This window comes from Janthinobacterium sp. FT14W (assembly GCF_009208755.1).
Lineage (GTDB): Bacteria > Pseudomonadota > Gammaproteobacteria > Burkholderiales > Burkholderiaceae_D > Janthinobacterium > Janthinobacterium violaceinigrum.
The window spans coordinates 15714-33653 of the sequence record NZ_WFLL01000016.1 but is presented as its reverse complement, the minus strand read 5'-3'; the positions used below and the strand labels follow the sequence as shown (position 1 = coordinate 33653).

The following is a 17940-nucleotide window of genomic DNA, read 5'->3' as shown; positions in this document are numbered from 1 at the left end:
GCGGGAATGAATCTGGCCTATCCTGTCGGCGTATTCGACGGCAACGATGACGTGATGCCAGCAATCGCACTGCCGCGGCGTGGGGGCCGGGCGGCCATGTCACTGGTCGGATTCGTCGCGCTCGGCGTCGCGTTCCCGGCAGCTCAATGAGGCGTAATGGCCCTTGGGCAGCCTGGTCTGGATGGCGACGTCGTTCAGTGCACGCCGGATATCGACGGGGTCCGTCAAGGTGCAGCGCTGGGCGCGGGCAAACGCCTGCAGCCTCTGCGTGCTGCCATGCACCTTCACGGTGACGCCGGCGCCGGGGCTGACGCAGCAGCCTATGTATTGCGTGATGTATTCTTCCTCGATGAGCACCAGTTCATGTCCCATGAAGCTGGCGGGCTTCTTGAGCAGGTAGTAATCGGTGTAGTCGGCGCGCTGGTCGGGGCGCTTGCCGATGTAGCCTTCGCGCATGTAAGCCTGGATGGCCGTGCCGGAAGTGCCCACCCTTTGCGTCGTGCCCTTTTTCAGGTGCAGCGCCTGGAGCAGGCCGCTTTCGAGCCCAGTAACGGCAGCGGCAGCGGCGAAGGCGCTGGCGCAGCAGGCGGCCAGCAGAAGCGAGCCGGTCAGGTGGCGCGTGCGTTTCCATTCAGTCATGTGAGTGATTCCTGGCATACATTGCATACGTGAAGAGACGGGAAGCGCAGTGTAGCCCACGCCGGCCTGGTCGCGTGGCACAATGCGTGATCCGCACGCCACGTGCCACTCACCACAGGATTTTCATGACCCGCGCCATCCTCGACGAAGCCCAGATCCATCCCGCCGCCCGCCCCTTGATCGGCAGCAGGCACGCGGACATCGTGCGGGAAGTGCAGGCGGCCATTGCCGCGCATCAGGTGGTGGTGGTCGGCATGGCGCTCAACCCGTTTCCGCGCAAGGCGCGCAAGATCCTGGACGTGCTGGGCACGTCTTACCAGTATTTGCAATACGGCAGTTATTTGAGCCAGTGGCATCGCCGCAATGCGCTCAAGATGTGGACGGGCTGGCCCACGTTTCCCATGATTTTTGTCAACGGCGTGCTCATCGGCGGCGCCAGCGAGCTGCAGACGCTGGTGGAAAATGGCCAGTTCAGCGCCATGCTGGCGAAGAAAGTGCGCGAGTTTTAGGCGCGGCCTTACTCGCCCGGCCGCCACGGCGACTTGCGCGTGCGCAAGGGATCAAGCAAGCCGCGCAAATCGTTGTGGTCGAGCTCATACATCAGGGCAATCAGACTGCCCAGTTCGCCCGAGGGAAAGCCCTCGCGCGCGAACCAGCCCAGGTAGTGGCCGGGCAAGTCGGCCAGCAGCCGTCCCTGATATTTCCCATATGGCATTTCGCGCGTGACCAGCAGCGCCAGTTTTTCTGAATTCATGGTGGTGCCCCTGTGTTGACCGGCCCAGTGTAGCAGATCATCATATTGTTGATTCGGGCGCAACTATCTTCTGCCTGATGAGGTATTTTTCGCCACAAAGAAAACCCCGATACTGCATGCCAACATCTTTTATCGGAGTTTGCCATGCCCATTGCCTTGCTCGCGCTGACCCTCAGCGCATTTGCCATCGGAACCACCGAATTTGTCATCGTGGGGCTGTTGCCCACGATCGCCGCGGACCTGGGCGTCAACCTGCCGTCGGCCGGCCTGCTCGTCAGCCTGTATGCGCTGGGCGTCGCCGTCGGCGCGCCCGTGCTGACTGCCCTGACGGGCAAGATCCCCCGCAAGACCCTGCTGCTGTCCCTGATGGTCTTGTTCACCCTGGGTAACTTGCTGGCCTGGAAGTCGCCCGGCTACGAAACCCTCGTCATCGCCCGTATCCTGACGGGGCTGGCGCATGGCGTGTTCTTTTCCATCGGCTCGACCATCGCCACCTCGCTGGTGCCGAAGGACAAGGCGGCCAGCGCGATTGCCATCATGTTTACGGGTCTGACCGTGGCCCTGGTGACGGGTGTGCCGCTGGGTACTTTCATCGGCCAGCATTTCGGCTGGCGCGAAACCTTCCTCGCCGTTTCGGCGCTGGGTTTGATCGCCTTTGTCGGCAGCCTGCTGTACGTGCCCTCGACCATCCAGCACAGCAAACCGGCATCCCTGCTGCAGCAAGTGCAGGTGCTGGGCCAGCCCCGGCTGCTGCTGGTGTACGCCATGACGGCCGTCGGCTATGGCGGTTCCTTCATCGCTTTTACCTACCTGGCGCCGATCCTGCAGCAAGTGTCGGGTTTCAGTGCCGGCGCCGTGGGCGTGGTGATGCTCGTGTATGGCGTCTCCGTGGCCTTCGGCAATATCTGGGGCGGCAAGCTGGCCGACAAGAAAGGTCCTGTCAGCGCCCTGAAACTGATCTTTTTGCTGCTGGCGGCCGTGCTGCTGCTGTTGACCTTCACGGCGCCGCATCCCGTGCTCGTCGTCGTGACCGTGCTGCTGTGGGGCGCCGTGGCCTTCGGTAACGTGGCTGGCCTGCAAGTGTATGTCGTGCAGCAAGCCGAACACTTCACGCCCCGCGCCGTGGACGTGGCTTCGGGCCTGAACATCGCCGCTTTTAATCTGGGCATCGCCGGCGGCGCCTGGGGCGGCGGCCTGATCGTGGAGCACCTGGGCCTCGTGCACACGGGCTGGATCGGCGCGCTGGTCGTGCTGGGCGCCTTTGGCTTGACGGCCCTGAGCGGGCGCCTGGACCGCTTGAACCCGATACCCGTGCGCACGGGCGGCGAAAAGTCGCTCCATGCCGTGGGCCACTAAGCTGGCCTGAGATTGGCCGGGGCCGCAGCGTCCCGGCTGGCCTGGCCTGCAAATAAGTTGCTGGCAGAAAACAGCAAAACGGATGAGCACAGGGTTTAGAATAGGGCTCACCTTCCTCTGACCCATACTCCCCATGTCCGATACCGCCACTTCCCCCTTGCGCCTGCGCACCGATATCAATCCAAAACCGCTGGGCCTTGCCCTGTTGCTCATCGTGCTGGGTGCATGCTACCTGGCGCAAACGGTCGGCGTCAACCAGGCCGCGCTGTACGTGGTGGGCGCCTTGCTGGGCATCACCCTGTACCACGCGGCCTTCGGTTTTACGTCCGCCTGGCGCGTCTTCATTGCCGATGGCCGCGGCGACGGCTTGCGTGCGCAAATGCTGATGCTGGCCGTGGGCGTGGCGCTGTTTTTCCCTGCGCTGTCGGCCGGCACCCTGTTCGGCACGCCCGTCGCGGGCCTCGTCTCGCCGGCCGGTACCTCCGTCATCGTTGGCGCCTTCATCTTCGGCATCGGCATGCAGCTGGGCGGCGGCTGCGCTTCCGGCACCTTGTACACGGTGGGCGGCGGCAGCACGCGCATGCTCATCACCCTGGCCGCCTTCATCGTGGGTTCCGTGATCGGCACGGCGCACATGCCGTTCTGGACGGCGATGCCGCAACTGAAACCCATTTCCCTCGTCACGACCCTGGGCCTGGCGCCCGCGCTGGCGCTGAACTGGATCGTCTTCGCATTGATCGCCGGCGTCACGGTATTCGTTGAAAAACGCCGCCACGGCAAGCTCATCACTCCGGCATTGCGCCCGGCGCACGCGTCGCCCTGGCTGCATGGCCCGTGGCCGCTGGTGGCGGGCGCCATCGCGCTCGTCGTGCTGAACTTTGCCACCCTGGCGCTGTCGGGCCGCCCATGGGGCGTGACGTCCGCGTTCGCCCTGTGGGGTGCGAAGGCGGCGTCCGTGGTCGGCATCGATACGGCCAGCTGGGCCTACTGGTCCACCAAGGCCAACGCTGCGGCGCTGGCTGCGCCGCTGACGCAAGACAAGACTTCCGTGATGGACATCGGCATCGTGCTGGGCGCCATGCTGGCAGCGGCGCTGGCCGGCCGCTATGCCCCCGTGTGGCGCATCCCGCGGCGCTCGCTGATCGCCGCCATCGTGGGCGGCTTGCTGCTCGGCTATGGCGCGCGCCTGGCCTACGGCTGCAACATCGGCGCGTATTTCAGCGGCATCGTCTCGGGCAGCCTGCACGGCTGGCTGTGGCTGGTCTGCGCCTTCCTCGGCAACGTCCTCGGCACGCGCTTGCGTCCGTGGTTCGGCCTGGAAGTGGAAAAAGTCAAGCCGAGCGGCTGCTGACGCCGGCGTCAACAGGGGCTTTGCTGTATATTTCTGCCCCTGTTCCCCTTTGCTGCCAGCGCAATACCCATGTCCCCCACCATCCTGTTTGCCGTCGTCCTCGCGTATTTCCTGATCCTGCTGGGCGTGGCATGGCGCACGTCGCGCCATGCCACCAACGACAGTTTTTTCATCGGCAACAAGGACAGCAACTGGATGCTGGTGGCCTTCGGCATGGTGGGCACGACCTTGACGGGCGTGACCTTCATCAGCGTGCCGGGCGCCGTGGGCAGCAACGGCTTCGGCTATATCCAGCTGATGCTCGGCTATGTGCTGGGCTACCTGGCCATCACCTTCATCCTGCTGCCGCTGTACTACCGGCTGCAGCTCACGTCCATCTACCGCTACCTGGAATTGCGCCTGGGACGGCGCTCCTACCAGAGCGGGGCGGCGTTCTTCATCGTCTCGCGGCTGCTGGGCGCCACGGCGCGCTTGTATCTGGTGGTCAATATCCTGCAGGCCACGATACTCGACAGCTTCGGCGTGCCGTTCTGGCTGACGGCGTGCGTCGTGCTGTTGCTGATCCTGCTGTACACCTATGAAGGGGGCGTCAAGACCATCGTCTGGACCGATACCCTGCAAACGGCGTGCATGCTGGCCGGCCTCGTCATCTGCAGCGTGTTCTTGCTGCGCGAGATGGACCTGTCGCTCGTCGACAGCCTCGAGCGCATGCGCGCACAGGGCCTCACGCGCATCTTTACCAACGACCCGGACAGCCCCGCCTATGTGTGGAAGCATATTCTTGCCGGCATGTTCATCACCGTCGCCATGACGGGCATGGACCAGGAAATGATGCAAAAGAACATTTCCGTGCGCACCTTGCGCGACTCGCAAAAGAATATGCTCAGCCTGACCGTGGTGCTCACGGGCGTGCTGCTGCTGTTCCTCTTCCTGGGCGGCTTGCTGCAGCTGTACGCGCCGCTGGCCGGGGTGACGGCCACGGGCGACAAGCTGTTTCCCGCCGTGGTGCTGGGGCACTTTCCTGCCGTGGTGCAGCTGATCTTCTTCATCGCCCTCATTTCCGCCCTGTTTCCCAGCGTGGACGGGGCGCTCACGGCGCTCACGTCCACTTTCTGCATCGACATCCTGGGCCTGCAGCGCAGGCAGGATTTGAGCCCGGCCGTGCAGATGCGCTGGCGCCGCAAGGTGCACCTGGGCTTTGCGGCGCTGTTTCTGATCCTGATCATGGCCTTCAAGTGGCTCGATGATCCCAGCATGATAGGCGTGATCCTGAAGCTGGCCAGCTATACCTATGGTCCGCTGCTGGGCCTGTTCGCCTTCGGTCTGTTGAGCAAGCGGGGCGTGCGCGACCGCTGGGTGCCCCTGGTGGCCGTGGCCGGGCCGCTGCTGTGCGCGCTGATCGAGCAGGAGCAGGCGCGGCTGTTCGATCACTACCGCATCGGCCTGGAATTGCTGATCCTGAACGGTGCCCTCGTGCTGGGCGGCCTGTTCCTCATTTCCACGCCGCCGGGGCCGTCTGGCCGGGGCGCGCAATACTTGTCAAAATAAGACGAATCCCAGGACGATCGCGGCCATTTTCAGCTATATTGGTTTCCTTTAGGTACATAACCTCACGGAGCATCAATGTCACTCAACCCCTTTCCGCCGCTGCGCCGCGGTTTCGGCGCATTCTGGCGAGCGCTGGACGCCACCCGCCGCGCGGTCATCAACCTGATCTTCCTGCTGATCGTCATCGCCATCCTGATCGCCATCTTCGGCGGCGGCGCCAAGCCCCTGGCGGACAAGACCACCCTGGTGCTGGACTTGCAAGGCCCGCTGGTCGAGGAAACCCCGGGCGGCGTGCGCGAGGCCGTGCTGGCCAACGTCAGCGGCGAAGTCAAGAAAAGCGTGCAGCTGCGCGATGTGCTGGCGGTGCTCGACACGGCCTCCAAGGACAAGAACATCGGCTCCATGGTGATCCTGCTCGACGAGCTGCAGGGCGGCGGCCTCGCTTCGCTGCGCGAAGTGGCGGCCGGCGTGGAACGCTTCCGCGCCACGGGCAAGAAGGTCACGGCCTGGGGTTCCAGCTACAACCAGCGCCAGTACCTGGTGGCGGCCAAGGCGGACGAAGTGTTCGTGCATCCGATGGGCGGCGTCATGCTGGAAGGCTTTGGCCGCTACCGCAATTACTACCGCGATGCGCTCGACAAGGTGGGCGTGACGGTCAACCTGCTGAAAGTGGGCACGTATAAAAGCGCGGCCGAGCCTTTCATCGCCAACGGCCCGTCCGACGCGGCGGCCGAAGCGGACCGCTACCTGAACAGCGGCCTGTGGACGACGTACACCACCGACGTGGAAAAATCGCGCAAGCTGCCGGCCGGCGCCATCATGCAGACGATCGACAACCTGCCCGCCATGCTGACGGCGGCAGGCGGCGACATGGGCAAGCTGGCCCTGGACGGCAAGCTGGTCGACGGCCTGAAGACGCGCGATGAACTGCGCCAATTCATGATGGTGCGCGGCGCCCGGAATACGGAAGGCACGAACTTCCGCCAGGTGAATTACATGGACTACCTGGCGCGCCTGCGCCCCGTGCACGTGGGCGACGCCGTCGGCGTGGTCATCGCCTCGGGCGAGATCGGCGACGGCATCGCGCCGCCGGGCGCCATCGGCGGCCTGTCCACCTCGCGCCTGATCCGCCAGGCACGCGAAGACAAATCGATCAAGGCCGTGGTGCTGCGCATCGACTCGCCGGGCGGCAGCGCCTTCGGCTCGGAACTGATCCGCCGCGAACTGGAACTGACGCGCGCCGCCGGCAAGCCGGTGGTCGTCTCGATGGGCAACGTGGCCGCTTCGGGCGGCTACTGGATCAGCACCTCGTCCGATGAAGTGATCGCCGACGCGGCCACCATCACCGGTTCCATCGGCGTGTTCGCGATACTGCCGACGGCCGACAAGGTGGTGGAAAAGCTGGGCATCCACACGGCCGGCTCGCCCACCACCTGGCTGGCCGACGCGGGCAACCCCTTGCGTGCGCTCGATCCCCGTTTTGCGCAAGTGATCCAGGGCTCGATCAACCACGTGTATGGCGACTTCCTGAACCTGGCCGCCAAGGCGCGCAAGACCACGCCGGAAAAGATCGATGAAGTGGCGCAGGGCCGCGTCTGGACGGGCCTGCAGGCGAAAGACCGCAACCTGGTCGACCGCATCGGCAGCTACGGCGATGCGCTGGCTTCCGCCGCCAAGCGCGCCAAGCTGGGCGCAGACTACCGCGTCACGTACCTGGAGCAGGAAACGTCGAACGTGGACCGCCTGATCGGCATGTTCGGCTCCAAGGCCATGGCCTCGCTGGGACTGGGCGAGCACGTGAAGCTGGGCCTGGCCGGCACGGGCTTGCCGGCCGACGCGGCGCTGGGCATGGCGCGCGACCTGAGCTGGCTGTCGGGCATCACGCGCGAGCAGAAACCGTTCATGGCCCTCACGCACTGCCTGTGCGAGGTGCCCCTGGGCGGCAAGTAACACCAGCATAGACAACCTACCCAAGCCGGCTTCGCCCGGCTTGTTTCATATGCAGGACAGCGATGAGGAGCAAGGCATGGCAAGCGACATGAGCGGAGAAACTGACACGGCGATCACCATCCGCCCCTGCGTGAAGGGCGACGAGCAGGCGCTGGCGCTGGTGGGACAGGCGACTTTCCTGGAAGCGTTTGCCGGCATCCTCGATGGCGCCGACGTCATCGCCCATTGCCAGCGCCAGCACGACGCGCAGCTGTACCGCGACTGGCTGGCGCTGCCGGCCATGCGCCTGTGGCTGGCCGAGGCCACGCCCGGCGGCGCGCCCGTCGGCTACCTGGTGCTCAGTCCCGCCGGCCTGCCGGTGGCGGACCCGCGGCCGGACGACCTGGAAATCAAGCGCATCTACCTGCTGCACCGCTTCCAGGGCCAGCGCGTGGGCCAGCGCCTGATGCAGGCGGCGCTGGACCAGGCGCGCGCCGGCGGGGCAGGGCGGGTGCTGCTGGGCGTGTACGCGGAAAACCGCGACGCGCTGGCGTTCTATGCGCGCTGCGGCTTTGCGCCGCTGGGCCGGCGCACCTTCCGCGTGGGCCGTACCGACTACCAGGACGTCATCCTCGGCATGACCCTGTAAAGCCAGGTAAGGAATTGCTGCCATCCGTCTCTGCCGGTGCACCGGCGGGGCGCCAGTGTCAAGGCCGATGGCGGGAATTTTGTAGCGAGTTTGTATCGACATGCCAGCCGCCCGCCGTGTGCCGCGGCTGCGCCTCCCGGCCCCGCAAGCCTGATTTTTCCTCCCTTCCCCCTTGGCGGCCGTGCCGCGTCCGCCTGCGGGCCGCCGCCGGCCCTTGGGGGCGCCTGTGTAATTGTTTCAAATGGAAATGAAACAGAAACATGACTATGCTAGAGTCGTTTCACGATGGGAGCGTGGCTTTTTCAGCTGATCTTCGGCTCTTGACTCCCTGACGCTTTGTAGCTGTATCACCCCCGAAAAACGGCCGTCCGGCCTGAGTGTGTTCCACCTCGGCCGGCGCCACAGACTCGCCGTGCCAGCGGCCTATAAAAGGATAAGCGATGGATTCGCAGACAGCACCCAATACCCCACGGCGCAGCCGCCGCTCGAAAATCGTCGGCAGCGTCATCGCGCTGGCAGTGATGGCCGCGCTGGGCGGCGGTGCCTGGTATCTGACCCATTCGGGCGCCAGCGCGCCGGGCGGCGCCGGCATGGCCGGACCCGGCGGTCCTGGCGGGCCCGGTGGCGCCGGCGGGCGCCGCGGCGCGCCCTCGACCACCGTTGGCGTGGCCACGGCCGTGAAGTCCGACCTGCCCGTGGTGCTCGATGCGCTGGGCACCGTGACGGCGGCGTCCACCGTGACGGTGCGCCCGCAAGTGTCGGGCATCCTGAAGGAATTGAAGTTCAAGGAAGGCGGCATGGTCAAGGCGGGCCAGGTGGTGGCGCAGATCGACCCGGCCCAGTTCGAGATGGCGCTGATGCAGGCCACGGGCCAGCGCCAGCGCGATGAAGCGCAGCTGGAAAATGCGCGCTTGACCCTGAAACGCTATCAAACCCTGCTGGGCCAGGATTCCATCGCGCGCCAGGACGTCGATACGCAGGCCGCGCTGGTGAAACAGCTGGAAGGCACGGTCATGACGGACCGCGCGGCCGAAGGCACGGCCAGGCTGAACCTGGGCTACACCAAGGTGGTCTCGCCGATCAGCGGACGCGCAGGCCTGAAGGTGGTCGATATCGGCAACCTGGTGAACACCAGCGACGCGGGCGGGGTGGTGGTGGTGACGCAGCTGTCGCCCATCGACGTGCAGTTTTCCGTGCCGCAGGATAAGGTGCAGACCATCCAGGAACGCCTGAGTGCCGGGTCGGCCCCGGCGGCGCTGGCGCTGGACCGCACGCGCACGCACACGCTGGACACGGGCAGCCTGAGCGCGCTCGATAACCAGGTCGACGTGCAGACGGGCACCGTGCGCGCCAAGGCCCGCTACGCGAACGACAAGATGGCCCTGTTCCCCAGCCAGTTCGTCAACGTGCGCCTGGAACTGGGCAATATCACGGGCGCCGTGCTGGTGCCCGTGACGGCCCTGCGCCACAGCAATAATGGCGATTTCGTGTATGTGCTCAAGGCCGACAAGACGGTCACCGTGCGCATGGTCACGCGGGGCCAGGCCACCACCGACATGGTGGAAATCCGCGCCGGCCTGGAAGCGGGCGAACAAGTCATCACGGAAGGCGCCGACCGCCTGAAGGAAGGCGCGAAAGTCACCCTGGCGGGCGACAAGCCGGCCGGTGCGCGCGGTGCCGGCGCGGGCGGCGCCACGGGCGCGAACGGCGAACGCCGCCACCGCCGCCAGCAGGCTGACGGCGCGGCCAGCGCATCGGCTTCCGCTTCCGCAGCGGCATCCGCGCCAGCCGCAGCGCCGGCGAAGGGCGCAGCGCAATGAGTCCATCGACTCCGTTCATCAAGCGCCCCGTCGCCACGGCGCTGCTGATGCTGGCCATCGTGCTGGCGGGGCTGGTCGGCTTCAAGTTCCTGCCGCTGGCCGCCTTGCCGCAGGTGGACTTCCCCACCATCCAGGTGCAGACCTTGTACCCGGGCGCCAGTCCGGAAGTGATGGGGCAGACCGTCACGGCGCCGCTGGAGCGTCAGTTCGGGCAGATGTCGGGCTTGCAGCGCATGAGTTCCACCAGCGCGGCCGGCGTCTCCATCATCACCTTGCAGTTCACCTTGGGCCAGACCCTGGACGTGGCCGAGCAGGAAGTGCAGGCGGCCATCAACGCGGGCGGCTCGCTGCTGCCCACCGACTTGCCGGCGCCGCCCGTGTACGCGAAGATCAACCCGGCCGACGCACCCGTGCTGACCCTGGCCATTACTTCGGACACGATGCCGCTGACGCAGGTGCAGAACATCGTCAACACGCGCCTGGCCCTGAAGATCAGCCAGGTCAACGGCGTGGGCCTGGTGTCGCTGTCGGGCGGCCAGCGTCCCGCCGTGCGCATCCAGGGCGACACCAAATTGCTGGCCTCGTACGGCCTGGGCCTCGACAGCCTGCGCACGGCCATCGCGGCGGCCAACGTCAACAGCGCCAAGGGCAGTTTCGACGGTCCCACGCGCTCGTTCACCATCAATGCGAACGACCAACTGGTGACGGCGGAAGACTACAAGCGCCTGATCATCACCTACAAGAACGGCGCGCCCGTGCGCCTGTCCGACGTGGCCAACGTCGTCGACAGCGCGGAAAACACGCGCCTGGGCGCCTGGTCGGGCAAGCAGCCGGCCATCATCCTGAACGTGCAGCGCCAGCCGGGCGCCAACGTCATCAAGACGGTCGACGCCATCAAGGCCCTGCTGCCGGAGCTGCAATCGAGCCTGCCGGCCGCCATGAAGCTCGACGTGCTGAGCGACCGCACGACGGGCATCCGCGCTTCCGTCGAACACGTGGAAATGGAATTGCTGCTGTCCGTGCTGCTGGTGGTGCTGGTGATCTTCGCCTTCCTGCACAGCCTGCGCGCCACGGTGATCGCCAGCCTGTCCGTGCCGATCTCGCTGATCGGCGCCTGCGGCGTCATGTATCTGCTCGGCTACAGCCTGAACAACCTGTCGCTGATGGCGTTGACGATCGCCACCGGCTTTGTCGTCGATGACGCCATCGTCATGATCGAAAACATCGCGCGCTACATCGAAGAGGGCGAAACGCCGATGGCCGCCGCCCTGAAGGGCGCGTCGCAGATCGGCTTTACCATCATCTCGCTGACGGTCTCCCTGATCGCCGTGCTGATTCCCCTGCTGTTCATGGGCGACGTGGTGGGCCGGCTGTTCCGCGAATTTGCCATGACCCTGGCCATCACCATCCTGATTTCCGCCGTCGTCTCGCTGACCCTGGTGCCGATGATGTCGGCGCGCTGGCTGAAGAGCCACGCCGATGAAAAAATCAGCGCCACGGGCCAGCGCATCCAGGCCTTCCTCGACAAGGTCATCCATCAGTACGACCATGCGCTGGTGTGGGTGCTGAAACGCCAGGGACTGACCCTGCTGGTGGCCCTGGCCACCTTGCTGCTGACCGTCATCCTGTACATCACCATTCCGAAGGGCCTGTTCCCCACGCAGGACACGGGCCAGCTGCAGGCGCGCATCGAAACCTCGCAAGCCGTCTCGTACGAACGCATGGCCGCGCTGCAGCAGGCGGCGGCCAGCGCGCTGCTGGAAGATCCCGATGTCGATACCTTGAGTTCCCTGGTCGGCGTCGACGCGGCCAACAACACCATGCTGCACACGGGGAGCATGCTGATCAATCTCAAGCGTTCGCGCAGCGATAGCCAGGACGACATCATGGAGCGCCTGCGCAACCGCGTGGCCAAGGTGGCCGGCGTGACCCTGTATCTGCAGCCGACGCAGGATCTCACCATCGATGCGGAATCGGGCCCCACGCAATACCGCGTCTCGCTCGAAGGGGCCGACACGGCCACCGTCACCGAGTGGGCCGGCAAGCTGGCGGCGCGCATGCGCGAAAAATCGCAGCTGCGCAACGTGGTCACGGACGCGGGCGCCACGGGCGCCGCCGTCGTGGTGGCCATCGACCGCGACAGCGCCGCGCGCATGTCCGTCACCACGGCCACCGTCGACGACGCGCTGTACAACGCCTTCGGCCAGCGCATCATCTCGACCATCTTCACGGAAACCAACCAGTACCGCGTGATTCTCGAAGCGCAGCCGGGCATCGTCACCACGCCGGCCGACCTGTCGGACCTGCAGGTGCGCACGGGTTCCGGCAAGTCGACGCCGCTGTCCGCCTTTGCCAGCGTCAGCGAAAAACAGGCGCCGCTGCAGATCACGCACGTGGCGCAGTACCCGGCCACGACGCTGGGCTTCGATACGACGCAGGGCGTGGCGCTGGGCAGCGCCGTCGACGCCATCCGCCAGGCGGCGAAGGACATCGCCTTGCCGCCATCGGTGAGCCTGACCTTCCTGGGCGCGGCCGGCGCATATGAAAACTCGCTGTCGAACCAGCTGTGGCTCATTCTGGCCGCCGTCGTCTGCGTCTACATCGTGCTGGGCGTGCTGTACGAAAGCTACATCCACCCGCTGACGATCCTGTCGACCCTGCCGTCGGCCGGCGTGGGCGCCTTGCTGGCGCTGATGCTTTCCGGGCAGGACCTGGGCGTGATCGGCATCATCGGCATCATCCTCCTGATCGGCATCGTCAAGAAGAACGCCATCATGATGATCGACTTCGCCATCGAGGCCGAGCGCGACGAGGGCAAGAGCCCGCAGGAAGCCATCCACCAGGCGGCGCTGCTGCGTTTCCGCCCGATCCTGATGACCACCCTGGCGGCCCTGTTCGCGGCCGTGCCGCTGATGCTGGGCTGGGGCGAGGGCGCCGAGCTGCGCCGCCCGCTGGGCCTGGCCATCTTCGGCGGCCTGATCGTCAGCCAGGTGCTGACCCTGTTCACCACGCCCGTGATCTACCTGGGCTTCGACCGCCTGGGCCAGCGTTTCGCGCCGAAGCCGCGTGGCGTGAACCTGGACAAGCGGGCCGATAACGGGGGGAGCGCCGCGTGAACCTGTCCGAACCGTTCGTCAAGCGGCCCATCGCCACCGTGCTGCTGACCATCGGCATCGCGCTGGCGGGCATCGGCGCCTTCTTCGTGCTGCCCGTCTCGCCGCTGCCGCAGGTCGATTATCCGACCATTTCCGTCAGCGCCAGCCTGCCCGGCGCCAGTCCCGTGACCATGGCCACCTCGGTGGCCACGCCGCTGGAGCGGCGCCTGGGAGTCATCTCCGGGGTGAACGAAATGACGTCGTCGTCGGGCACGGGTTCGACGCGCATCAACCTGCAGTTCGACCTGAACCGCAAGATCGATTCGGCCGCGCGCGAAGTGCAGGCGGCCATTTCCGCCTCGCGCGTGGACTTGCCGGCCACCTTGCGCAGCAATCCCACCTACCGCAAGGCCAATCCGTCCGACGCGCCCGTGATCATCCTGGCGCTGACGTCGAAAACGCGCACGCCGGGCCAGATCTACGATGCCGTATCGAACCTGGTGCAGCAGAAAGTGGCGCAAGTCAAAGGCGTGGGCGACGTGGAACTGGGCGGCGGCTCGCTGCCGGCCGTGCGCGTGGAACTGCTGCCTTACCAGCTCAATCACTACGCCGTCTCGATGGAAGACGTGCGCGCGGCCATCCAGGCCACGAATGCCAACCGGCCCAAGGGCGCGATCACGGGCGACGAACGCAGCCTGCAGATCTACTCGGGCGCCAGCACGGCTTCGGGCGGGCGCAGCGCGGCCGACTACCGCAGCCTGGTGGTGGCCTGGCGCGATGGCGCCGCCATCCGCCTCGACGACGTGGCCGAAGTGGTCGACGGCGTGGAAAACACGAATACCCTGGGCCTGTTCAACGGCGACCCGGCCGTCATCGTGCTGATCACGCGCCAGCCGGGCGCCAACGTCATCGCCACGGTGGACGGCGTGCGCGCGCTGCTGCCGCAACTGCAGGCGCAGCTGCCGGGCGACATCAAGCTGCAAGTGGCGTCCGACAGCACCAATTCCATCCGCTCGTCCCTGCACGAGATCGAATTCACCCTGATCCTGTCCATCGTGCTGGTGGTGCTGGTGGTCAGCGCTTTCCTGCGCAGCGTGCGCGCCACCGTCATTCCGGCCGTGGCCACCATCGTTTCCCTGCTGGGCACCTTCGGCGTGATGTACATGCTGGGCTTCAGTTTGAATAACCTGTCCCTGATGGCGCTGACGGTGGCCACGGGCTTTGTCGTCGATGACGCCATCGTGGTGCTGGAAAATACGCAGCGCCACATCGAGGCGGGCATGGACCGCTTCAAGGCGGCCCTGCTGGGCGCGCGCGAAGTGGGCTTCACGGTGCTGTCGATCAGCCTGTCGCTGGTGGCCGTCTTCATCCCGCTGCTGTTCATGGGCGGCCAGGTGGGACGCCTGTTCCGCGAGTTTGCCGTCACCCTGTCGGCCGCCGTCATGATTTCGCTGGTCATTTCGCTGACCACCACGCCGATGATGTGCGCCTGGCTGCTGAAGAGCGGGCAGCAGTACAAGCCGCCTGGCACCGTCGCGCGCTGGTTCGAGCGGGGCTTCGAGCGCATGCTGAAAGTCTATGAGCATTGCCTGGACTGGGCCTTGTCCAGCGCCGCGCTGGTGATGACCATCCTGGTGTTCGTCGTCGGCCTGAACGTGTACCTGTTCGCGGCCGCGCCCAAGGGCTTCTTCCCGCAGCAGGATACGGGCCAGATCAACGGCGGCATGCGCGCCGACCAGAGCATCTCGTTCCAGGCCATGCAGGGCAAGCTGCGCCAGCTGGTCAACATCATCAAGGACGATCCGGCCGTCGCTACCGTCGTTGGGTTCACGGGCGGAGGCAGGGCGGGCGGCGGCTTCATGTTCATCGATTTGAAACCCGCTTCGCAGCGCACGGACAAGGGGCAGGCCGTGATCGCGCGCCTGCGCCCGCAGCTGGCCAAGGTGACGGGCATTTCGCTGTTCCTCAACCCCGTGCAGGATTTGCGCATGGGCGGGCGTTCCAGCAATTCCACCTACCAGTACACCCTGATCAGCGACAACCAGGCCGACCTGAAGAAATGGGCGGCGAAACTGGCCGACCAGATGAAGCTGCAGCCGGCCCTGATCGACGTCGATACGGACCAGGCGGAAAACGGCGTGGAAACCTTCGTCTCCATCGACAAGGACCGCGCCACGGAACTGGGCGTGCAGGTGCGCGACATCGACAATGCGCTGTACAACAGCTTCGGCCAGCGCCAGGTGGCGACCATCTACGATGAGCTGAACCAGTACCACGTGATCATGGAAGTGGCGCCCCGCTATGCGCAAAGCCCGGAAGCGCTGCGCTCCGTGTACGTGCCGGCGTCGAATGCGGCGGCCGTCGCCGCCACCGGCGCGGCGGCCACGGCCACCACCAGCGCCGTCGCCGCGACGACGTCGAATACGACGGCGGCGCGCGATCCGTCCAGCGGCACGGCGCTCTCGACTTCGCTGGCGACGATGGTGCCGCTGTCCTCGTTCAGCAGCTTTGCCGAAAGTTCCACGGCGACCTCGATCAACCACCAGGGCGGCGAGCTGGCCACCACCGTGTCGTTCAACCTGGCCGACGGCTATCCGCTCAGCGACGGGCAGGCGGCCGTGGCCCAGGCCGAGTCGGAAATCGGCATGCCGGTGAATGTGCGCGGCAGCTTCCAGGGTTCGGCGAAGAGCGCGCAGGACAGCAACAAGGAGCAGCCGCTGCTGATCCTGGCGGCCATCGTGGTGATCTATATCGTGCTGGGCATCCTGTACGAAAGCCTGGTGCATCCCGTCACCGTGCTGTCGACTCTGCCGTCGGCGGGGGTGGGCGCCGTGCTGGCATTGCTGATGTTCCGCATGGAGTTTTCCATCATCGCCCTGATCGGCGTGTTCCTGTTGATCGGTATCGTCAAGAAAAATGCTATATTGATCATCGACTTCGCGCTGGAAGCCGAGCGTTCGCGCGGACTGACAGCGGTGGAGGCGGTGCGCGAGGCTTGTTTGCTGCGTTTCCGCCCCATTCTGATGACCACCCTGGCGGCGGCGCTTGGCGCCTTGCCGCTGGCGATCGGTTTCGGCGAGGGGTCGGAGCTACGCCAGCCCTTGGGGGTCGCCATCATCGGCGGCCTGATCGCCAGCCAGTTACTCACATTGCTGACCACCCCGGTGGTCTACATCCTGCTCGACAAGCTGCGCACGCGCAGCGCCGACGAGCAGCAATTGAGCCGCATTCCTGGGCCAGATAACCCGAGTACACAATCATGAAGCAAGTAAAACCTGTCCAGACCGCCGTTCCCGCACGCTATTTGCTGGCAGTGGCAACGGCCACCGCTTTCCTCCTGCTGGCCGGCTGCGCCGTCAGCCCCGCGTATGAAACGCCGACGGCCGCCGTGCCGCAAACGTTCAAGGAGGCGGCCGGCTGGCAACCGGCCGTGCCCGCCGACACCCTGGAGCGGGGCCCCTGGTGGACCCTGTTCGGCGACGCGCAGCTGAACCAGCTGGCCGACAGCATCGACATATCGAACCAGAACGTGGCGGAAGCCGTCGCCTCGTACGAGCAGGCGCGTGCGCTGGTGCGCGAACAGCGCGCCTCGCTGTTCCCCACCGTGAGCCTGACGGGCAGCGGCGCCCGTTCCGGTGGCGGCGGCGAGCAGCAGACGAGCAACAACTTCAAGGCCGCCATCGGCGCGTCGTGGGAACCGGACATCTGGGGCCGCCTGCGCGCCGGCGTGACGGGGGCGGACGCCGGCGCGGCCGCCAGTGCCGCCGACCTGGCCGCCGCGCGCCTGTCGGCGCAAGGCGAGCTGGCGACCAATTATTTTTCGCTGCGCCAGAGCGATGCGCAGATCGCGCTGCTCAATGCCACCATCGACGGCTACAAGCGCGTGCTCGACATCACCAGCAACCGCTTCAATTCCGGCATCGCCGCCAAGTCCGACCTGCTGCAGGCGCAGACGCAGCTGGCCAATGCGCAGATCGACCTGTCGAGCCAGACGCGCGCACGGGCCCAGCTGGAACACGCGATTGCCATCCTGCTGGGCAAGGCGCCATCGGACTTCAGCCTGGCCGTGGCGCCGTGGACCCTGACCGTGCCCGAGGTGCCGCTGGGCGTGCCGTCGACCCTGCTGCAGCGGCGTCCCGACATCGCCGCCGCCGAGCGCAGGGTGGCGGTGGCCAACGAGCAGATCGGCATTGCCCGCTCGGCCTACTATCCAAGCCTGAACCTGACGGGTTCCTACGGCTCGGGCGCCAGCAAGGTGGGCGATCTGTTCAATGCGTCGTCGAGCCTGTGGTCGCTGGGCGTATCGGCCGCGCAGACCCTGTTCAACGCGGGCGCCACCACGGCCAGCGTGGATGCGGCCAAGGCGGGGCATGAGGCGGCCGTGGCCCGCTACCGCCAGACGGTGCTGTCCGCCTTCGGCGCCGTGGAAGACCAGCTGTCGGCCACGCGCGCGCTGGCCGAGCAGCTGGCCTTGCGCCAGCAGGCGTCGGCGGCGGCCGACCAGGTCGAGCAGCAGATGCTGAACCGCTACAACGCGGGCCAGGTCGGCTATACGGACGTGGTGACGGCGCAGGTGACGGCCCTGTCGGCGCGCCGCTCGCTGGTGCAGGCGCAGGCGGACCGCCAGACGACGGCCGTGGCCCTGATCCAGGCGCTGGGCGGCGGCTGGCATACGCCGCAGCCGCAGCCGCAGTAGCGGGACAGGCTGGCGCAGGCAGGGGGGAAGGCCTGCGCCAAATTCGCGTTTTTCCGCGCATCTTGAGTGCTAGAATGCAAGATTATCAATTCCCAGCCTGACG

The 17940-nt window shown here is 66.2% G+C and carries 12 protein-coding genes; 10 read left to right on the top strand and 2 right to left on the bottom strand.

Annotation, left to right across the window (positions count from 1 at the left end; all coding sequences use genetic code 11):
- Positions 1-99: 99 nt before the first annotated feature.
- Positions 100-639, bottom strand: coding sequence for a hypothetical protein (locus GCN74_RS12880; RefSeq protein ID WP_152257059.1), 540 nt, complete (start codon positions 637-639; stop codon positions 100-102).
- 125 nt (positions 640-764) lie between these two features.
- Between GCN74_RS12880 and GCN74_RS12875 the strand changes: the two genes are divergently transcribed.
- Entirely contained in the window at positions 765-1148 is a 384-nt protein-coding gene (locus GCN74_RS12875) for a glutaredoxin domain-containing protein (RefSeq protein WP_152257058.1), read from the top strand.
- A gap of 8 nt (positions 1149-1156) precedes the next feature.
- Here GCN74_RS12875 and GCN74_RS12870 read toward each other — a convergent pair whose 3' ends face one another.
- The gene (locus GCN74_RS12870) at positions 1157-1393 is read right to left on the bottom strand and encodes a DUF3820 family protein (protein ID WP_071076391.1); all 237 of its coding nucleotides are present in this window, start codon (positions 1391-1393) and stop codon (positions 1157-1159) included.
- A 144-nt stretch (positions 1394-1537) separates the two neighbouring features.
- Here GCN74_RS12870 and GCN74_RS12865 point away from each other — a divergent pair, with 144 nt between their 5' ends.
- The 9 genes from GCN74_RS12865 (at position 1538) to GCN74_RS12825 (ending at position 17837) form a co-directional block, all read left to right on the top strand.
- Entirely contained in the window at positions 1538-2749 is a 1212-nt protein-coding gene (locus tag GCN74_RS12865; RefSeq protein ID WP_152257057.1) for an MFS transporter, read from the top strand.
- Positions 2750-2882: 133 nt separating this feature from the next.
- The gene (locus tag GCN74_RS12860) at positions 2883-4100 is read left to right on the top strand and encodes a YeeE/YedE family protein (protein ID WP_152257056.1); all 1218 of its coding nucleotides are present in this window, start codon (positions 2883-2885) and stop codon (positions 4098-4100) included.
- A gap of 69 nt (positions 4101-4169) precedes the next feature.
- Positions 4170-5648 (top strand): sodium:solute symporter, encoded by a 1479-nt coding sequence (locus tag GCN74_RS12855; RefSeq protein ID WP_152257055.1) that lies wholly within the window; start codon positions 4170-4172, stop codon positions 5646-5648.
- A 75-nt stretch (positions 5649-5723) separates the two neighbouring features.
- Positions 5724-7598: a signal peptide peptidase SppA gene (gene sppA / locus GCN74_RS12850; protein WP_152257054.1), complete on the top strand. Its 1875-nt coding sequence runs from the start codon at positions 5724-5726 to the stop codon at positions 7596-7598.
- Between the two features lie 88 nt (positions 7599-7686).
- Positions 7687-8226: a GNAT family N-acetyltransferase gene (locus GCN74_RS12845; RefSeq protein ID WP_152257053.1), complete on the top strand. Its 540-nt coding sequence runs from the start codon at positions 7687-7689 to the stop codon at positions 8224-8226.
- A 440-nt stretch (positions 8227-8666) separates the two neighbouring features.
- Positions 8667-10046, top strand: a complete 1380-nt coding sequence (locus tag GCN74_RS12840; RefSeq protein WP_152257052.1) for an efflux RND transporter periplasmic adaptor subunit — start codon at positions 8667-8669, stop codon at positions 10044-10046.
- Complete coding sequence (locus tag GCN74_RS12835; protein ID WP_152257051.1) at positions 10043-13162, top strand: efflux RND transporter permease subunit; 3120 nt, start codon at positions 10043-10045, stop codon at positions 13160-13162. The genes GCN74_RS12840 and GCN74_RS12835 overlap by 4 nt, the downstream gene beginning before the upstream one ends.
- Positions 13159-16404, top strand: a complete 3246-nt coding sequence (locus tag GCN74_RS12830; RefSeq protein WP_152257050.1) for an efflux RND transporter permease subunit — start codon at positions 13159-13161, stop codon at positions 16402-16404. The genes GCN74_RS12835 and GCN74_RS12830 overlap by 4 nt, the downstream gene beginning before the upstream one ends.
- A complete protein-coding gene (locus GCN74_RS12825) occupies positions 16401-17837 on the top strand; it encodes an efflux transporter outer membrane subunit (RefSeq protein WP_152257049.1) in 1437 nt (478 codons plus the stop codon). Before GCN74_RS12830 ends, GCN74_RS12825 begins: the two co-directional genes overlap by 4 nt.
- The last annotated feature ends 103 nt before the right edge of the window (positions 17838-17940 follow it).